Raw genomic sequence first — 16815 nt, 5'->3', positions numbered from 1 at the left:
GCCCTATTTTTTGTGTAGAAAATAATGGTGTTAATTAAAAAGTGAAGATAGTTGTAAAAAGTTTTGTTGCAGCAAATATTAAAAAAGTTAGTATGGGATTGTTCTTTGTAAATAAAGTGAAGCTTTAATACGTTCATATCAATTCGGAATTTTACAGTAGTTAATTTCTTATCTAAGTGCTTTGCGCTTACTGAATTTTAAGGCGGAGGTCTTATTGGCCGAAAATATCGGGATAAATAAAAATACAACATTTTTTATATTTTTCATTGCGAAAAACGTAATCTACTTTTACAATAGAAAGGGTTGTGAATATATTATACTGGAAAAATAAATCGAAATAATATGAAAATTTTGTTTTGTCTTCGCTAATTGTATATTACATACATGTAAGACGACATACGTCATGTTATCGACTTGTAAGGAGAGAAAAAAATGAAAAGTGTAAGATTACCATCGATGCTAGAAATCATAGTTCTTTTATTACTATTTCTTGCTGTTGTCTTTTCCTTCCAAACGATTTTTGATCTCCCAATTCAATTAGCGCTATTTATTTCATGGTTTTTAGTAATTGCGCTTGGATTAAGATTAGGATTTCGTTATCAAGAATTGCAAGATGCAATTACGAAAGGGATTTCTAACGGATTAGAAGCAATACTGATTTTAGTTGCAGTAGGTGCTTTAATTGGAACGTGGATTGCTGGTGGGGTAGTACCAACATTAATCTATTATGGATTAGAATTTATTCACCCTAGCATATTCCTATTAGCAACATTAATTATTTGTTCTATAACTTCTATCGCAACAGGAACGTCTTGGGGAACAGTGGGAACAGCAGGTATTGCTATGATGGCGATTGGTGAAGGACTTGGTTTACCACTTCCGCTTGTTGCTGGTGCAGTTCTTTCAGGAGCTTATTTCGGCGACAAATTATCACCACTTTCTGATAGCACAGTTCTTGCAGCTTCTATGGCGAAAGTAGATGTTATTGCTCACGTTCGAGCTATGCTCGTATTAGATGTTCCAGCTTATATTATTACTAGTATTATGTTTACTGTAGCTGGTTGGATGTATGGCGGCGATAATGTAGATTTGAATCGAGTAGAATTTTTAAAAGAAGCTTTATTAAAGCAATTTGATATTAAAATATGGATGCTTATTCCAGCGGTCATTGTTATCGTTCTATTAGCGATGAAGAAACCGTCTATGCCAACAATTGCAATGGGAGCTTTAATTGGTGCAATTTGGGCAACTCTTTTCCAAGGGATGAACTTTGGAGAGGCGATTGGAACAGCTTATAACGGATTCTCAATTCAATCTGGTGTTGAGTTTGTTGACAAGTTATTAAACCGTGGTGGAATTAACGGCATGCTTGGCTCAGTAGCTGTTATTATTTTCGGTTTAGGATTTGGTGGATTACTTGAAAAACTAGGTGTTTTAAAAGTAATCGTATCAAAATTTGAGAAGAAATTAAATTCTGCAGGTAATGTAACATTGTCTACATTAATCGTGGCATTCTTAGCTAATATATTTGGTTGTGCGATGTATGTATCACTAATTTTAACACCAAAAATTATGGAAGATAGCTATGATAAATTAAAAATAGACCGTCGTGTATTAGCGCGTAACTCAGAAGTAGGTGGAACGTTAACTTCAGGTATGGTTCCATGGTCTGATAATGGTATTTTTATGGCGGGTATTTTAGGTGTAGCAACGTTCTCATACGTTCCGTTTATGTGGTTAAGCTTCGTATCGTTAATTTTAGCAGTTATTTACGGATATACAGGCAAATTCATCTGGTATGTAGATGATGCAGATAAAGGAAAGCAAGCATCATAAAATAAAAATCACCTTCTACAATATGTAGAAGGTGATTTTTTATTTTGTAATAGCATCTGCTGAAGTTACTTCATTCTCATATTTAGCAATTTTTTGTTGTATCTTTTTTAAGTTTTTTTCAGTGTCTTGGATGAGCTGTAAGACATTGGTCTCTTGTTGTTTCATTAATTCCAACCGTTGAAAGATGGTAGATTCTCCTTCCATAGACCAGTCGATAAATTGTTTTATTTTTTGAATAGGCATACCAGTGTTTTTTAAACACAAAATCATTTCTAAGTATTTGAGTGCTTCTTCATCAAAAGCTCGATCTCCTTTTTCATTTCTTTGCAGAAAAGGGAACAGTCCTTGTTTATCATAATAACGTATTTGAGAAATAGTTAAGTGTTGCATTTTGGCGACTTGCCCAATTGTATAATACATATCATTCATCCTTTTGTTACCAAGGTATAATGCCATTTTTATTTAGTATTTTACCATTATAGTTTGTTTCACTTAATGCATATTTAATAATAATTTTAGCACTTTCAATAGTTGTATGGCCACCAGGGGAATTTCCATTAAGATCAGTAGTTGTAAAACCAGGAGTTATCCCAAATACTTCTGGACCGTTAGTAGCAAATTCTTTACTAAAAGCTAATGTTAAAGCATTAATAGCAGTTTTGGAAGAATTATATCCTAGTGTATTGATTGGATGTGTTTCACCATTAGCAAACATTGTTAGTGAGGCCATGTCAGTTGTTACATTTAGTATTTTACTGTTGCTTGAATTCTTTAATAATGGTAAAAAGGCTTGTATCATTTGGAAAGTTCCAAAAAAGTTAACTTCAAATCCTTGACGTAAAGTTTCAATATTTAATTCACTAGGTAGCGTATTGAAGTCTAATGCAATGCCTGCGTTATTAATTAATAAATGTAAATGGTCAGTCGTTTCGTGAATTTTCTTTGTTGCTTCTTGAATGGATTGTGAATTTGAAATATCTACTTGAATATAGGAAACGTTTGAAACATTTAAAGAGTCTACGGCTTGTTGTCCAAGTTGTTCATTACGAGCACCTAAAAATACGTGATAATTTTTTTCTGCTAATTGACGAACAAGTTCATATCCAATTCCTTTATTCGCACCTGTTATAAAAGCATATTTTTTCATATTGAATTCCTCCAGTAGTGTTATAGTAGGTTACAATGGAAAGGATACAGCCTAAACTTAAGTTTAGGTCAAGAGGAATTTTTTAAAATAAATATAAAATATCTATATATAAGAGTGAGAATTATTATCATTTAAGAAAAAGTCTGTTATTATAAGAGATGTAGGTATTATATTTTCAAGGGGATGAAAACATGGAGTACAGAATTGAAAGAGATACATTAGGAGAAATAAAAGTTCCAGCTGATAAATTATGGGCAGCACAAACACAACGTAGTAAAGAAAACTTTCCAATTGGAACAGAGCAAATGCCGCTTGAAATTGTAAAAGCATTTGCAATTTTAAAGAAGAGTGCAGCGCTTAGCAATCAAAAATTAGGAAAGCTATCAGAAGAAAAAGCAGAAGCAATTGTAGAAGCTGCTGATGAAGTGATTGCAGGGAAATGGAATGAACATTTTCCGCTTGTCGTATGGCAAACAGGTAGTGGTACACAGTCAAACATGAATGTGAATGAAGTAATTGCAAATCGTGGGAATCAAATTTTGAAAGAGAATGGATCTGACGTACATATTCATCCAAATGATGATGTGAACATGTCACAAAGTTCAAATGATACATTTCCAACGGCGCTCCATGTAGCTTGTGTAATCGCAGTAGAAAATCACGTATTACCAGCAATCAGGAAATTAAAAGGAACTTTAGCAGAAAAAGTAACTGCATTTGAACATATTATAAAAATTGGTCGTACACATTTACAAGATGCAACACCGTTAACTTTAGGGCAAGAAATTAGCGGATGGCACCGTATGCTTGAAAAAACAGAGCGTATGATTGCAGAGAGCAATACATATATGAAAGAGTTAGCAATTGGTGGAACTGCGGTTGGAACAGGTATTAATGCTCATCCTAAATTTGGTGAGATGGTATCAGAGGAAATTAGTCAATTTACAGGTAAACAATTTGTTTCTGCACCAAATAAGTTCCATGCATTAACGAGCCATGATGAAGTTGTATATACTCACGGTGCATTAAAAGCATTAGCTGCAGATCTAATGAAGATCGCTAACGATGTACGTTGGCTTGCAAGTGGTCCACGTAGTGGTCTTGGAGAAATTATTATTCCAGCCAATGAACCAGGAAGCTCTATTATGCCAGGTAAAGTAAATCCAACGCAAAGTGAAGCATTAACGATGGTTGTAGCGCAAGTGATGGGGAATGATGCAACAATCGGATTTGCTGCGAGCCAAGGTAACTTTGAGTTAAACGTATTTAAACCTGTTATTGCTTATAACTTCTTACAATCAGCTCACTTATTAGCGGATGCAATTGTTTCGTTTAATGACAATTGTGCAGTTGGTATTGAAGCAGATGAAGAAGTAATTAATGAAAATGTGAATCGTTCACTAATGCTTGTAACAGCGCTAAACCCACATATCGGATATGAAAATGCAGCGAAAATTGCGAAGCATGCTCATAAAGAAGGATTAACTTTAAAAGAAGCAGCATTGCAATCTGGGCTACTAACAGAAGGGCAATTTGATGAAATTGTAGATCCAAAGAAAATGATTGCTCCAAAAGAGTAATAGAAAAAGCCAAGGTTCTTAGTATAGAATCTTGGCTTTTTTGATGTTCATTTTTATGTTTCATCTACTTGCAATACTGCAAGCTTCAAAATATATTATTTGTTAGCAGGCGTATTCATTACTTTCATCTGTGGGCAGTTCTCTTTTAAGAGTGAAATGAATTTTTCTTCTTCTTGTGGTACGAAAGTGGTCACTGAGTCAAATAAATTATAATTAATTTCTAATTGTTGCCTAGTCCATTTTTTTGAACGAAGTTTTTTGCCAGAGTACTTAATATGGCGAATGTCTTTAAATGGGATTTCAGTACGAAGTATGAAACCGTGTTTTACAACAAGAGATGATTCCGTTACGTTGTAGTGAGAGAAATAGAATGAAGAAAGATTCACGATATTTAATAGCATCATGAGAGTGAAAAAAATAGAATTTTCATTTTGGAAGAATAACGAAACGAAAAAAATAATTAGAAATAATGTAATGAAAATGACGTGGAATGGATTTTTTTTCGCTTTAAATTTCAAGTTAGTCACCTCGGTATACTTGTTCTTTAACTAAATTAAATCATAACATTGTGATAAAACGTGTGAATATGCAGAATTGCATATTCACACGTTTTATTATTCATGTAAAATTTCTTGATAGGATAAATTCAAAAGAAGTTTTGTAATAGTGGAGTGACATGAAGTGACTTACAAGAATAGAAAGATAGTGTTAGTCATAATTAGTTGTATGATGATTATGAGTAGTTGTGCTAATAAATTTGTTGAAGATAGAAATCGAAAGCATACATTTGTACAAGCAAGTAAGGTTTTAGTAGAGACTGTAAATAGAATATATAAATTGAAACTTTATTCAACTGATTATTAGCCCTCATTTAACTTCTTTGCTTCCGCTGAATTTTGATGTGGGAGTCTTACTGCCCTTAAATGTGGGATAAAAAGTAAAAGGTGTTTTCTTATACGGAAACATCTTTTTTGTAGTTGAAATTGAATACTGAAGTTTTGTAATGGATGAATACCGGTTCCATATTCACTAATCGCATATGTATTCTGTGCAATTTGCTTAACGGTAAACCAAGAGTCTTGAAGAATATCCATGTTCTATTTTACATCCTATAAAATGAATTTGTATAAACATATTCGCTTTTCGTTGTATTAAACCCTTTCGGTAGATGTTTTTATAAAAGTTTGTAAAATGGGTAAACGAAATGTTGAAATGTTTGTTTGTGTTATGATAAGATGGTGAAGTGATAATAAACGTTATAGTGATTTGTTTGGTTTTTGAATAAACATTTTGAAGGAGTGTTTAGTATGAGTGGTATTTCAGAGAAGTTTTGGGATGCGTCAATAGAGGAATTAAAGAAAGGGTATGTGTTTGATGGAGAAAAAGAGGAGTACATTTGCTTAGCTTGTGGTGAAACATTTATTAAAGGTGTTATTTATCAAGATAATCAAGTTTTGTATGAAGCAGAGAAGTTCGTCCGATTGCATATTCAAAATGAGCATACGTCTATGTTTGATTATTTGTTAAATATGGATAAGAAATTTACTGGTTTAACGGATTTACAAAAGAAAATGGTTCAGTTTTTCCATATGGGACTGAATGATAAAGAAATTGTAAAAGAGTTGGATGGCGGAAGTACATCAACAATTCGTAATCATCGATTTACACTGCGAGAGAAAATGAAGCAAGCAAAAGTATTTTTAGCTCTAATGGAATTATCAGAAGAAAAATCAAAAGTACAAACGAAATTTGTACCAATTCATAGAACAGCAACGATGGTGGATGATCGATACAATATTACGGAAGAAGAAAATGATGAAGTATTAAAAGCTCATTTTACAGAAGGATTAGATGGACCTCTTTCTAAATTTCCGAAAAAACAAAAGCGTAAATTAATTATATTACGTCATTTAGTAAAGAAGTTTGATAGTAATAAAAAGTATACTGAAAAAGAAGTAAATACAGTGATAGAAAATGTATACCCTGATTTCGTAACTTTAAGAAGATATTTAATCGAGTATGGATTTTTAGATCGAACAGCCGATGGAAGTCAATATTGGGTGAAGTTATAATCATACGAAAAGAAAGTGAATAGAAGCACAGTATTATAACAACTATACAAAGAGATAGATATTGAAAATTGATTTTTAATAAAAGGAGAAATGAAATTTGAAACCACCTGCAGATAACAATAAAGAAGGTGCGGAGTCACATAAGTTGGAAAGTGAGAGTAAACCGATTTGGAAATCGATGTCGATGTTTTTAGTACCATTATTATTAAGTAATGTACTACAATCAGTTGGACAATTATTTGGTATGGTAGTAGTAGGAAGATGGCTTGGAGTTAATGATTTAGCGGCTATATCAGCATTCTTCCCATTATTTTTCTTGCTCGTTTCATTTGTAATTGGTATCGGTTCAGGAAGCTCTATTTTAATTGGTCAGGCGTTTGGTGCTAAAAACGAAGATCGTTTAAAAGCTATCGTTGGTACGACGCTGACATTTACCTTTATTATTGGAGTTGTGTTGGCGATAATAGGCAGTATTTTTGCGATGGATATTATGCGTCTAATGGGAACGCCAGAAAATATTATTGAAATAAGTGTACATTATGCACGAATTTTATTTATATCGATGCCAGTATTATTTTTATATTTCGCATACACAACATTTATGAGAGGTACAGGAGATTCTAAAACGCCATTTTACTTTTTAATTGTAAGTACAGCGCTAAATATGATCTTATTACCAATTCTTATTTTTGGATGGTTAGGAGCTCCGAAATTAGATGTGTATGGAGCAGCCTATGCCTCTGTTATATCTACAGTTATTACGTTTATTGTCATGCTCTTGTATTTAAAGAAGAAAAATCACCCATTACAACTAGATAGCACGGTTAGAAAATACCTTCGAATGGATGGGGAGTTATTAAAGCTATTGCTAAGGCTCGGTATTCCAGCGAGTATTAATATGATATTAGTTTCATTATCTGAAATTGCTGTAATCGCGTTTGTAAATCGTTACGGTTCGGATGCAACAGCTGCTTACGGAGTTGTGAATCAAGTTGCAAGTTATGTACAAATGCCAGCAGTTAGCCTTGGTATTACAGTTTCTATTTTTGCAGCACAATCAATTGGGGCGAATCAATTTGATCGATTGCAGAAAGTTGTGAAGGTCGGAATTATTATGAACTACGTCATCGGTGGTGTGTTAATAGCTCTTATTTACTTATTCTCAAGAGACATTTTATCACTATTTTTAACGAGTCAAACAACAATTGAAATTGCTCATAGCTTAGTTATGATTACGTTATGGAGTTATTTAATTTTCGGTCATGCACAAATTATTAGTGCGACAATGCGAGCGAGTGGTACAGTACTTTGGCCAACTGTTATTGGAGTTGTTTCAATTTGGCTTGTGGAAGTACCCGTAGCATATTATCTTTCTTACCATACAAGTCTTGGAATAGAAGGGATCTGGATCGGGTATCCAGCAGCATTTATTGTCAGCTTAATACTACAGTATGCATATTATAAGCTTTCATGGCAAAAGAAACGAATTACACGATTAGTTAGTTAAATAGAAAAAATGTCTCTAAGTTATTTGACTTAGGGACATTTTTTTGTAGGTGCAGGTTTACAAATAGCTTTTTAAAGTTATATCAAAATGTTGTCTAATGAGTGTTTTATCACTCATATAAAACTCCCACGCTTTTTCTGGTTCACCGATAATCTCAAAGGATTCCTCTGTAATATATAAAGCGCAATTATCCTCCAGTGCAATTCCTTCTATATTCCCTTGATGATTTTGTAAAAAGGAATGGAAGGCGTTCATTCTATTTAATTGATTATAATGTGGACAAAATCTTTTATTAACAATCCCCCATCCGTTACTCTCTATATAACCAGAACCTTCATAATCTGATCGGATACTAGACGTGAACCAACACATAGCACCAGCGCTATAACCAGCAATAAGTGTTCCTTGTTGCAGAGCCAATAATAATTTTTCATCGAGTCTATGTTCTTTCCATTGCGTAAACATGTGAATATAATTCCCGCCACCTAGATAAATTAAATCGGCTGAATGAATCATCTCGTCTATTTCATACTTAGAAGGTGAATCTGTTGTAGTACGTAAAATTTGTACTTCACAATGTAATTGTTTTTCAAACGTGTCTAAAAATAATTTTATATAGCTTTCATCATCATGACTTGCCGTTGGAATAAACAATACTTTTGGATACTGTTTATTTGTTAATTCTATAAGGCGTTCATTAATAGGCAAGTGATTTGAATCTTGTAAATCACCGCCACCAATGACAGCTAATTTCATAGTAAAGCACCACCTAATCATTTTTGTTATATAAAAATTCGATAGAAGAGAGTTACATTCCTTCTGTAATGTAATCAATAATTAGAAAATGTAGCTTAAGTATATCGGAATAGTAAAGAAAACACTGATTATATATATCAGTGAATTAGAAACCATTCATTGATATATAATATTTCATACTAATGTTTCAAAAAATGGAAAAAATATGTTTAAATAGATATAATGAAGTATTAATTCATATTGAATTTATATTTATATTTTAAAAGGAAATCGGAAATAATAGCGATTTTCCAAAACAGTTTTTACTTTTAATAGGAAGTTGTATTACAATATGGTAAAATTATTTCAATATATTTATTTAATATGAAATACAAAGAAGGAGCGTGAAAAAAGTGGATTTTCGATTTGAATTTACAACGAAGCTGAAAGAATACTTAGACGATGAGAAGGATGAAAAAATAATAAAAGATGGGCACAGAGATGTAATTTTTCACTATTTATATGCGTTAGAGACTGAAATTGGCGTTGTTAAAAATCCTAATTTTACTTTTTTTGCATCAGGAAGACGTTCACATATAGTGTTAGAAAATGTTGAATTTAAAACAGAAGTAAATGTAAAAAGTAATATAATTGAAATTACAAAAATAGTGGATAATGTAGCTATTCCGTTAGATACTATCGTAGCGAAAGATCGGGAATTATTTGCACTTGGGCGTAATGAGAAGTTTAGTGTACAAATATTAGAGCAGTATCTTTTTGATACATTTGGAGATAAGTTAGGCTTATAATTAATGGAATGGCGTACGTATTTATAAGTAGTGAATTTTAGTGTATCTCATTCGTGTTTGACCTTTTATTTAATTTGTACTACAATTCGTAGTGTGAAAGGAGTCATACTATGTTTACTCAAAACTATAAATTAAATGAGCACGGGTTAAATCATTTCTTTGGACCGCTTGAAGCGAAAATTATGGAGATTGTTTGGTCTAACAAAGGTATTACGATTAAAGAAGTGCAGCAGAAATTAAGTGAAGAATCGCCTGTGAATTTTAACACTGTTATGACAGTTATGAACAGGTTAGTAGAGAAGTTACACTTAGAAAAACAGATTGTAAAAAGAAGTGGCATATATCGTGCTGTACAAACAAAAGAAGAATTCTTATCCAAGCAAACGAAGAAAATGACACAGGAATTGATGGGGGAATTTGGAGATTTAGTTGTAAATCATATGTTAGATGAGTTAGAGCAGGCTGATCCGACTTTAATAAAAAAGTTAGAAGACAAATTGAGTCAGTTAAAAAAAGAGGATTAATGAAATGAAATGGCAAATGCGTAAAATCGTATTGTTAGCAGTAATTGTTAGTACCCTCTTTTTCAGTATGTTAGTGTATTACGTTACATATCCATTTCTGTTTCAAAATAAGATGTTCTTTCTTTCAAATTTTTGCTTGTTCCAGTTAGAAAAACATATGAAAGAATTATCGCTGATTCGTATTATAATCGCTGGATTATTATTACTTACTATATTAATCGTGTGCAAAAGAATTTGGCGACAATTTTTCTATAGTAAAAAATTACAAAAAGTACTTATCCCTTTCATCCGAAAAGGAAAACAAATATATATATTGCCGACTACGGAAGTTGTGGCATTTACAATTGGATTATTCCGTCCGAAAGTTGTCATGTCGGAAGGTTTGCTTCAGACGTTTTCAGATGAAGAAATTGATGCAATTATTTTCCATGAAGAATATCATCAAAAGAATTGGGATCCGCTAAAATTATTTTGTTTTACGTTATTAGCAGAAGGAATGATGTACATCCCGATATTAAAAGGGTTGTTACAGCGATATCATACGTATCAGGAGCTAGCTGCTGATAAATATGCGATGCAAAAAATGGAATCTTCATTTGAGTTAGGTAGCGCGTTATTAAAATTAATTAAAATAAAGACAATGGAAAATCGATGTGTTACCGCTTCATTTGCAAAAACAGCAATAAATTTACGAATCGAGCAAGTGTTAAATGAAAAGGTTGTTAAGCTTACTATTCCGTTACATACGAATTCGGTATATGTAACAGTAGGTTTATTCTGTATGTCGGTTGTACTTATTGTCGGAGAGTGCATATAGCCTCTTTTTTTTAAGAATAAACACTACTTATTGTAGTGTTTTAGGGGGAATAAAATGAATGCAGCAGATTTAACAATTTGGCTTGTGGCTGGGGCGGGAGTATTGTCATTTATATCACCGTGCTCTTTACCGTTATATCCATCTTATTTATCTTATATTACAGGTGTGTCTATCCAAGATTTAAAAGAAAATCGTGGGATTATGCAAAAATCAGCGATTATACATACCATATTTTTTATGATCGGATTTTCGGTTATATTTTACGCGTTAGGTTTATCGGTAAGCTGGATTGGAATAACATTTTCATCTAACCAAAAATTGATTCAACAAATTGGTGGGATTTTTATTGTTTTAATGGGGCTATTTATGACGGGCTTGTTTCAGCCTAAGTGGCTTATGGCAGAGAAAAAGGTGCAGTATAGAAGTAAATCGACTGGATATATTCGCTCGATTTTAGTCGGTATGACATATGCAGCGGGTTGGACGCCATGTGTTGGACCGATATTTTCAGCTGTACTCATGCTTGGCGCGACGAATCCTGAAGGGGCACTTCTTTATATTACAGCGTACACTCTTGGGTTTGCGGTTCCATTTTTCGTGATGGCATTCTTTATTGGGAAGGTAAAATGGATTGTTACATATGCGAATGTCATGATGAAAATTGGCGGTGGAATGATGATTGTAACAGGTATTTTATTGTATACAAATCAAATGACGAAAATTACAGCATTCTTTATTCGTCTATTCGGTGGATTTACAGGCTTTTAAAAATGAGGAGGAAGAAAAGTGAAGAAACTAATTGCTATTATACTAGTAGGTGCTCTCGTTTGGGCGGGGGTTAACTTTTATAATTCAAAGAAAGAAGAAAAGGAAAGAAAAGCAAAGCAAGCAGAGTTACAAGAGAAAGAAGTATTACCACAAGTAGGTTTTAAAGCACCTGGCATCACATTAAAAGGATTAGACGGAAAGTTGCAGTCGTTAAATGATGCCAAGGGAAAACCGTATATTATTAATTTTTGGGCATCATGGTGTGGGCCGTGTGAAATGGAGGCACCTGACTTAGTTCATATGTATGATAAATATAAAAAGGATGTTGAAATTTTTGCGGTGAATGCAACTGTTAGTGACCCAGTACAAGAAGCAAGCGCATTTGCTAATCGCTATGGGTTTGAGTTTCCTGTTCTACTAGATATGGACGGAGTAGCTGGACTAGATTATAAAGTATTCTCTTTACCGACGACATTTTTTGTTAATAAAGATGGAATCATAGTAGATCATGTACGAGGTGTATTACCACCAGATCAATTAGAAAAGAAATTTAAGAAATTGATTGAGAATTAAAAGGAGATTTCGTGACGATGGAGTGGATCGTGAGGCTACAACCCATATCTCTTATAATTGGAAGTCTATTTGGATTTATGTTGATGAAACGAAAGATGAGGCATCAAAATGTATCATATGAAAAAATGATGGATGCCGTAACAAATGCTTTTCTTATCATCGTATTTGTATGGAAGTTTGCGCCAGTAATTTTAAATCCTGTATGGGCTTTTGGGGCGCCAGTGCAAGCAATATTAGCTGTTGGGAGTATGCAACATATTGTAGTAGGATGCGTAATTGCGAGTGTATACATTGTTTGGAAAAGTAAAAAGGAGCAATTTTCGCTTCGTATTTTACTTGATGTATTGCCTTTTAGTCTGTGTGTGAGTATTATCTTTTATTTTCTATTACATCATGAAGTAGGCGCACAAACGACACTACCATGGGGAATAAAAATATATGAATCTAAACTTTTATATCACCCTATTTTCGTATATGAGATCATCCTTGCTCTTTGTATAATGGGCTTTTTATGGATGAAAAATGAAAGGCTTGGAAATGGAAAGAATATAAGTGTTTTTCTAATTATTGAGGGGTTTGCTCAAATCATTATTTCGCTTGTTAGTGAACAAAATTCGGTTCTGTTTGGTCTATCAGCACAGCAAATAATGAGCTTTTGTATTATTAGTTTAGGGATTTTGTTAGTGTCGAAAAAATAAAAAATAGCCATGTACAGAGAGTATCTGTGTATGGCTATCTTTTATAAGCATATTTCTTCATCATATGCTAAATCATTATATTGTAGAAATCTAAAAACCCCTTTATTAGGGGTTTTTAGGTTTCTATAGGTCTGCATGTGTTTCTTGTTTATCTGTATCCCATTTTGGAAGTTGTTTTGCTTGTTGACTTTCAGTAAAATTATTAAATCCAAAAGCAAGTATGCATGTAAAGGTTAAAATAGCTAAACTAATCTTTTTCATTATCTTAGTGCCTCCTTAGTTAATAATTTTTGTTTTGCTTCGTAAGTTTTGAAAAAATATTTTTGAGATTTCTCTATTTTATTCACTTTATGAAATTCTACTGCTAATAATTCGTAATATTCTTGTGCATAATCGTATAATTCTTTACTGTTAAAATATGTAGTGCCTGCAATGATTGCGTTTTCTAAGTCGTCTAGAATACCAGTGTGTTGTGTTTTTAAGATAGTGAAATGGTGTTTATATTCTTGATTATTTAATTCATTACAAATTTCTAAGCCTTTTTGAACCCAATGGTTTGCAAGTTCTTTTTCATTTAAAATAAAATGTTCTTTGGCTTGTAGAAAATTGGCTTTTAGGTGTTTAGGTAATTTGTTTGTAACTATTGTAAGATGTCTAATAGCAAGGGTTGATAGATTTTGAGAAGAGTAGAGCCAACCTAAGTTATTTCGAACTTTTAAGATTAGTGTATCGTCTTTCAGCTTTTGTAAAATATTGATTGCTGAATTATAGTTCTCTTCGGCTTGTTCGAATTGTTTTAAATAAACAGAACATGAGCCTAAAATGTTTTCGCATAGAGCTATTTTAATTTCATAACGTGGATATTTTGAGAAAATCTCTTTAGCTTGATTTGCATAATTGATTGCTGTAAGTGGTTTGTTTGTATGGTGATTAAATATAGCAAATTTATATTTATATTCAGCTTCTTCTAGTTCGCCTGGTACATGTTTTAAAAGGGATTCAGCTTTTTCGTATTCTTTTTTTGCTTCATCATAATTTCCAATAATGGTAGCATGTTCAGCTTTAAAAAAGTGATAATAATAAGTAATAAAGTCTTCAGTTATTGGATTGTCTAAACGAACAATTTGACTAAAAGTATCATACTTAATGTTTGTCCAATCGGTTAGGACCTTATATTTAAAGTTTAGTAGGGAGTAGTAAAGCGATAGATTTTAATCAGCTTCAATTTTATTAATCTGTTTCTCTATTTTTTCTTTTAATTGTTTCGCTTCAATTAATTGCTCCGCTACCATTACTTGATATAAAATGTTTAATTCGTTGACAATCTGTTCATGCCCTTTTAATAACAAACTCATTATATATTCCCCCATCCGATAAAAGTATCCTAATTTAATTATTTCTATAATAACAAAATAGAAGAAGTATAAGAGTGATTTTACCATATTTTTCAAAAAAATTCTGAAAAATCAATTAATTTTTACGTATTTCTTATTTTTATGTGAATATTACAAGTGCCTCTGGTAGTGGTGGGATGAATCTGACTCATGATACGTTAGCATCAATGGGAGGGATAGTTTCAGTTGTAAATATGTTTTTAGGAGGATTGTTCGGATTGGGTCCAACTGTTAAGTTTTTAACAAAAATTTCACTTTCTTATTTAATAAAAACAGGATAATCCGCATTTTATAAGAACCATCCTGTTTTTATTTATACATTAAAAAATCGGCGGAGTAACAGAAAATAAAACTATCGCGTTTTTTTCAAAATGATTCACCCATTTATGCTTTAAATAAGCAGGTATCTTTACACTGTCACCAGTTTCTAATACGTATTCTTCCTCGTTTAAATATAATGTGATTTTCCCATCTAAGACAAATGCTAATTCTTCTCCTTTATGTTCTAGCACATTTTCTGATGAAGCTGTATTAGGCGGGACGGTCATAATTGCTGTTGCTAAATTTCCAGTGAAATCAGGTGAAAGCATTTCATATGATAAATTATCGATAATCATTTTCTTTCGTTTATGGGAACGTACAATTAAATCGTCTGTATTTGTATCTTCAAGTAAAAAGCTAAATGTTGGCACATCAAGAGCTTTAGCAAGCACTTTTAATGTTTGAATAGAAGGGTTAGCCGACCCACGCTCAATTTGACTTAACATAGATGGTGTAATATCGGCCATCTTTGCTAGTTCTTTACTAGTTAAACCTTTTTCTTTTCTTTGTTTTTCAATTTTTTTACCAATATCTATATTTTCCATAATGAAAATCTCCTCAAGGGTTATTAAATTATATTTAAATAAATTAAATTAAAATTAACTAAAGTGAACGATTTGTGTTAAACTATATTAAAATTAATTTAATTATAATTTATTATATGGTGAGCTACAAGGATATAAGGAGGAAACAAAATGAAAGAAATAGGGGCATTACAAGCAGAATACCCATTAGTGAATAAACTTATTGCAACAAAAGAAGTATTTTGGATAAACCCACACATAGAAAAGTATGAAAGGGCAATAAAAGATTCACCACTTAATGAAGAGAATGTAAAAGATGCGGAAGAGAGATTAAAGCGTTTTGCGCCATATATTGCGAAAGTTTTTCCTGAAACGAAAGGGACTAACGGCATAATCGAATCACCTTTAGTAAAAATACCTTCTATGAAAGAAGCTTTAGAGACAAATTACAAGCAACCTATTTTAGGAGAATTATTATTAAAATGTGATAGTCATCTCCCGATATCAGGATCAATTAAAGCTAGAGGTGGCATTTATGAAGTGTTGAAACATGCTGAGCAACTAGCATTGCAGCACGGAATGTTAACAGAAGAAGATGATTATTCCATTTTAGATAGTGATACATGTAGAGAGTTTTTCTCGAAGTATTCAATTGCGGTAGGTTCTACAGGGAATTTAGGACTTAGCATAGGAATTATGAGTGCGAATCTAGGTTTTAATGTAACTGTTCATATGTCAGCAGACGCAAAAGAATGGAAGAAAAGTTTATTAAGAAGTAAAGGTGTAAACGTTATTGAATATGAAGATGATTATAGCAAAGCAGTAGAAGAAGGAAGACGACAGGCAGATGCGGATCCTAGCTGTTATTTTGTAGACGATGAAAACTCACATGATCTATTTTTAGGATACTCAGTAGCAGCATCACGATTACAAAAGCAATTAGAAGAGTTAGAGGTTGTAGTAGATGAAGATCACCCTTTATTTGTTTACCTTCCGTGCGGAGTAGGAGGAGGACCTGGCGGAGTAGCATTCGGTTTAAAGTTATTGTATAAAGACAACGTTCATTGTTTCTTTGCAGAGCCAACACACTCACCATGTATGTTACTCGGCTTAATGACAGGCCTTCATGACAAAATTGCCGTTCAAGATATCGGAATTGATAATGTAACAGATGCGGATGGACTTGCGGTAGGAAGACCGTCTGGATTTGTCGGGAAAACGATGGAACCATTTTTAAGTGGAAATTATACAGTAAACGATGAAGAGTTATATAGATTGTTAAAAGAACTAGCTGATACGGAGAATATTTATTTAGAGCCTTCTGCACTAGCAGGTATGATAGGGCCAGTGAAAGTGTGTAAAGAAGATGAGTATTTACAAAAGCAACAGTTAACAGAGAAAGTGAAAAAAGGTACTCATATTGTGTGGGGAACGGGTGGAAGCATGGTTCCTAAAGATGTAATGAATGAATATTATAGGAAAGGTTTGGAATTAACGATATAAGAAAAAT

General features: G+C 32.7%; 20 protein-coding genes and 1 pseudogene. 13 read left to right on the top strand and 8 right to left on the bottom strand.

Features of this window, described 5'->3' with window-relative positions; all coding sequences use genetic code 11:
- Window positions 1-432: 432 nt before the first annotated feature.
- Window positions 433-1836 carry a Na+/H+ antiporter NhaC gene (gene nhaC, locus N2V92_RS26225; protein ID WP_000843986.1) on the top strand — a complete coding sequence of 468 codons (1404 nt, stop codon included), beginning with the start codon at window positions 433-435 and terminating at the stop codon, window positions 1834-1836.
- 39 nt (window positions 1837-1875) lie between these two features.
- On the opposite strand, the gene N2V92_RS26220 is transcribed toward nhaC, so the two are convergent.
- Entirely contained in the window at window positions 1876-2256 is a 381-nt protein-coding gene (locus tag N2V92_RS26220) for a MerR family transcriptional regulator (RefSeq protein WP_000291857.1), read from the bottom strand.
- A gap of 16 nt (window positions 2257-2272) precedes the next feature.
- Window positions 2273-2983 (bottom strand): SDR family NAD(P)-dependent oxidoreductase, encoded by a 711-nt coding sequence (locus N2V92_RS26215; RefSeq protein ID WP_000759560.1) that lies wholly within the window; start codon window positions 2981-2983, stop codon window positions 2273-2275.
- Window positions 2984-3174: 191 nt separating this feature from the next.
- On the opposite strand from N2V92_RS26215, the gene fumC reads away from it, so the two are divergent.
- Window positions 3175-4563, top strand: coding sequence for a class II fumarate hydratase (fumC, locus tag N2V92_RS26210; protein WP_000456611.1), 1389 nt, complete (start codon window positions 3175-3177; stop codon window positions 4561-4563).
- A gap of 95 nt (window positions 4564-4658) precedes the next feature.
- On the opposite strand, the gene N2V92_RS26205 is transcribed toward fumC, so the two are convergent.
- Window positions 4659-5081, bottom strand: coding sequence for a PH domain-containing protein (locus N2V92_RS26205; RefSeq protein ID WP_000669083.1), 423 nt, complete (start codon window positions 5079-5081; stop codon window positions 4659-4661).
- A 163-nt stretch (window positions 5082-5244) separates the two neighbouring features.
- Between N2V92_RS26205 and N2V92_RS26200 the strand changes: the two genes are divergently transcribed.
- A complete protein-coding gene (locus N2V92_RS26200; protein WP_016077888.1) occupies window positions 5245-5427 on the top strand; it encodes a hypothetical protein in 183 nt (60 codons plus the stop codon).
- On the opposite strand, the gene N2V92_RS26195 is transcribed toward N2V92_RS26200, so the two are convergent.
- The gene (locus tag N2V92_RS26195; protein ID WP_002083208.1) at window positions 5424-5657 is read right to left on the bottom strand and encodes a hypothetical protein; all 234 of its coding nucleotides are present in this window, start codon (window positions 5655-5657) and stop codon (window positions 5424-5426) included. The two genes, N2V92_RS26200 and N2V92_RS26195, sit on opposite strands and share 4 nt — an antisense overlap.
- Window positions 5658-5870: 213 nt before the next feature.
- Between N2V92_RS26195 and N2V92_RS26190 the strand changes: the two genes are divergently transcribed.
- Together N2V92_RS26190 and N2V92_RS26185 are read left to right on the top strand one after the other, a co-directional pair.
- A complete protein-coding gene (locus N2V92_RS26190; protein WP_000014491.1) occupies window positions 5871-6635 on the top strand; it encodes a DUF2087 domain-containing protein in 765 nt (254 codons plus the stop codon).
- Between the two features lie 97 nt (window positions 6636-6732).
- Window positions 6733-8142, top strand: coding sequence for an MATE family efflux transporter (locus N2V92_RS26185; RefSeq protein WP_000804121.1), 1410 nt, complete (start codon window positions 6733-6735; stop codon window positions 8140-8142).
- Window positions 8143-8199: 57 nt separating this feature from the next.
- On the opposite strand, the gene N2V92_RS26180 is transcribed toward N2V92_RS26185, so the two are convergent.
- The gene (locus tag N2V92_RS26180; protein WP_000762125.1) at window positions 8200-8898 is read right to left on the bottom strand and encodes a peptidase E; all 699 of its coding nucleotides are present in this window, start codon (window positions 8896-8898) and stop codon (window positions 8200-8202) included.
- A gap of 392 nt (window positions 8899-9290) precedes the next feature.
- On the opposite strand from N2V92_RS26180, the gene N2V92_RS26175 reads away from it, so the two are divergent.
- The 6 genes from N2V92_RS26175 (at window position 9291) to N2V92_RS26150 (ending at window position 13066) form a co-directional block, all read left to right on the top strand.
- Window positions 9291-9686, top strand: coding sequence for a DUF3942 family protein (locus N2V92_RS26175; protein WP_000347524.1), 396 nt, complete (start codon window positions 9291-9293; stop codon window positions 9684-9686).
- 110 nt (window positions 9687-9796) lie between these two features.
- Window positions 9797-10210 (top strand): BlaI/MecI/CopY family transcriptional regulator, encoded by a 414-nt coding sequence (locus tag N2V92_RS26170; protein ID WP_000495050.1) that lies wholly within the window; start codon window positions 9797-9799, stop codon window positions 10208-10210.
- 4 nt (window positions 10211-10214) lie between these two features.
- A complete protein-coding gene (locus tag N2V92_RS26165; protein ID WP_016077887.1) occupies window positions 10215-11027 on the top strand; it encodes a M56 family metallopeptidase in 813 nt (270 codons plus the stop codon).
- Between the two features lie 54 nt (window positions 11028-11081).
- Entirely contained in the window at window positions 11082-11795 is a 714-nt protein-coding gene (gene ccdA, locus N2V92_RS26160; RefSeq protein ID WP_000990435.1) for a cytochrome c-type biogenesis protein CcdA, read from the top strand.
- Between the two features lie 18 nt (window positions 11796-11813).
- Window positions 11814-12368 carry a TlpA family protein disulfide reductase gene (locus tag N2V92_RS26155; RefSeq protein ID WP_000733184.1) on the top strand — a complete coding sequence of 185 codons (555 nt, stop codon included), beginning with the start codon at window positions 11814-11816 and terminating at the stop codon, window positions 12366-12368.
- A gap of 17 nt (window positions 12369-12385) precedes the next feature.
- Window positions 12386-13066 (top strand): prolipoprotein diacylglyceryl transferase family protein, encoded by a 681-nt coding sequence (locus N2V92_RS26150; protein WP_000454851.1) that lies wholly within the window; start codon window positions 12386-12388, stop codon window positions 13064-13066.
- A 123-nt stretch (window positions 13067-13189) separates the two neighbouring features.
- Here the strand turns inward: N2V92_RS26150 and N2V92_RS26145 are convergent, their stop codons facing one another.
- Both N2V92_RS26145 and N2V92_RS26140 read right to left on the bottom strand, forming a co-directional pair.
- Entirely contained in the window at window positions 13190-13327 is a 138-nt protein-coding gene (locus N2V92_RS26145) for a hypothetical protein (protein ID WP_000724012.1), read from the bottom strand.
- Window positions 13327-14421 (bottom strand): annotated as a pseudogene (locus tag N2V92_RS26140) (response regulator aspartate phosphatase). The gene N2V92_RS26145 and the pseudogene N2V92_RS26140 overlap by 1 nt, the downstream one beginning before the upstream one ends.
- A 143-nt stretch (window positions 14422-14564) precedes the next feature.
- Here N2V92_RS26140 and N2V92_RS26135 point away from each other — a divergent pair.
- A complete protein-coding gene (locus tag N2V92_RS26135) occupies window positions 14565-14741 on the top strand; it encodes a hypothetical protein (protein ID WP_003309331.1) in 177 nt (58 codons plus the stop codon).
- Between the two features lie 39 nt (window positions 14742-14780).
- Here N2V92_RS26135 and N2V92_RS26130 read toward each other — a convergent pair whose 3' ends face one another.
- Window positions 14781-15326: a helix-turn-helix domain-containing protein gene (locus tag N2V92_RS26130; RefSeq protein WP_000427637.1), complete on the bottom strand. Its 546-nt coding sequence runs from the start codon at window positions 15324-15326 to the stop codon at window positions 14781-14783.
- 150 nt (window positions 15327-15476) lie between these two features.
- Between N2V92_RS26130 and N2V92_RS26125 the strand changes: the two genes are divergently transcribed.
- Window positions 15477-16808, top strand: coding sequence for a D-serine ammonia-lyase (locus N2V92_RS26125; RefSeq protein WP_000658546.1), 1332 nt, complete (start codon window positions 15477-15479; stop codon window positions 16806-16808).
- Window positions 16809-16815: the final 7 nt, after the last annotated feature.

This window comes from Bacillus sp. CH_48, assembly GCF_038008465.1.
Classification (GTDB): Bacteria; Bacillota; Bacilli; order Bacillales; family Bacillaceae_G; genus Bacillus_A; species Bacillus_A thuringiensis_S.
The sequence above is the reverse complement of the archived record's forward strand: the minus strand, read 5'-3'. Positions and strand labels throughout refer to the sequence as shown.

Bases quoted from the DNA above. Each gene is read 5' to 3' on its own strand.
- nhaC (WP_000843986.1), top strand. From the start codon at position 433: ATGAAAAGTGTAAGATTACCATCGATGCTAGAAATCATAGTTCTTTTA.
- N2V92_RS26220 (WP_000291857.1), bottom strand. From the start codon at position 2,256: ATGTATTATACAATTGGGCAAGTCGCCAAAATGCAACACTTAACTATT.
- N2V92_RS26215 (WP_000759560.1), bottom strand. From the start codon at position 2,983: ATGAAAAAATATGCTTTTATAACAGGTGCGAATAAAGGAATTGGATAT.
- fumC (WP_000456611.1), top strand. From the start codon at position 3,175: ATGGAGTACAGAATTGAAAGAGATACATTAGGAGAAATAAAAGTTCCA.
- N2V92_RS26195 (WP_002083208.1), bottom strand. From the start codon at position 5,657: ATGGATATTCTTCAAGACTCTTGGTTTACCGTTAAGCAAATTGCACAG.
- N2V92_RS26190 (WP_000014491.1), top strand. From the start codon at position 5,871: ATGAGTGGTATTTCAGAGAAGTTTTGGGATGCGTCAATAGAGGAATTA.
- N2V92_RS26180 (WP_000762125.1), bottom strand. From the start codon at position 8,898: ATGAAATTAGCTGTCATTGGTGGCGGTGATTTACAAGATTCAAATCAC.
- N2V92_RS26170 (WP_000495050.1), top strand. From the start codon at position 9,797: ATGTTTACTCAAAACTATAAATTAAATGAGCACGGGTTAAATCATTTC.
- N2V92_RS26165 (WP_016077887.1), top strand. From the start codon at position 10,215: ATGAAATGGCAAATGCGTAAAATCGTATTGTTAGCAGTAATTGTTAGT.
- ccdA (WP_000990435.1), top strand. From the start codon at position 11,082: ATGAATGCAGCAGATTTAACAATTTGGCTTGTGGCTGGGGCGGGAGTA.
- N2V92_RS26150 (WP_000454851.1), top strand. From the start codon at position 12,386: ATGGAGTGGATCGTGAGGCTACAACCCATATCTCTTATAATTGGAAGT.
- N2V92_RS26145 (WP_000724012.1), bottom strand. From the start codon at position 13,327: ATGAAAAAGATTAGTTTAGCTATTTTAACCTTTACATGCATACTTGCT.
- N2V92_RS26130 (WP_000427637.1), bottom strand. From the start codon at position 15,326: ATGGAAAATATAGATATTGGTAAAAAAATTGAAAAACAAAGAAAAGAA.
- N2V92_RS26125 (WP_000658546.1), top strand. From the start codon at position 15,477: ATGAAAGAAATAGGGGCATTACAAGCAGAATACCCATTAGTGAATAAA.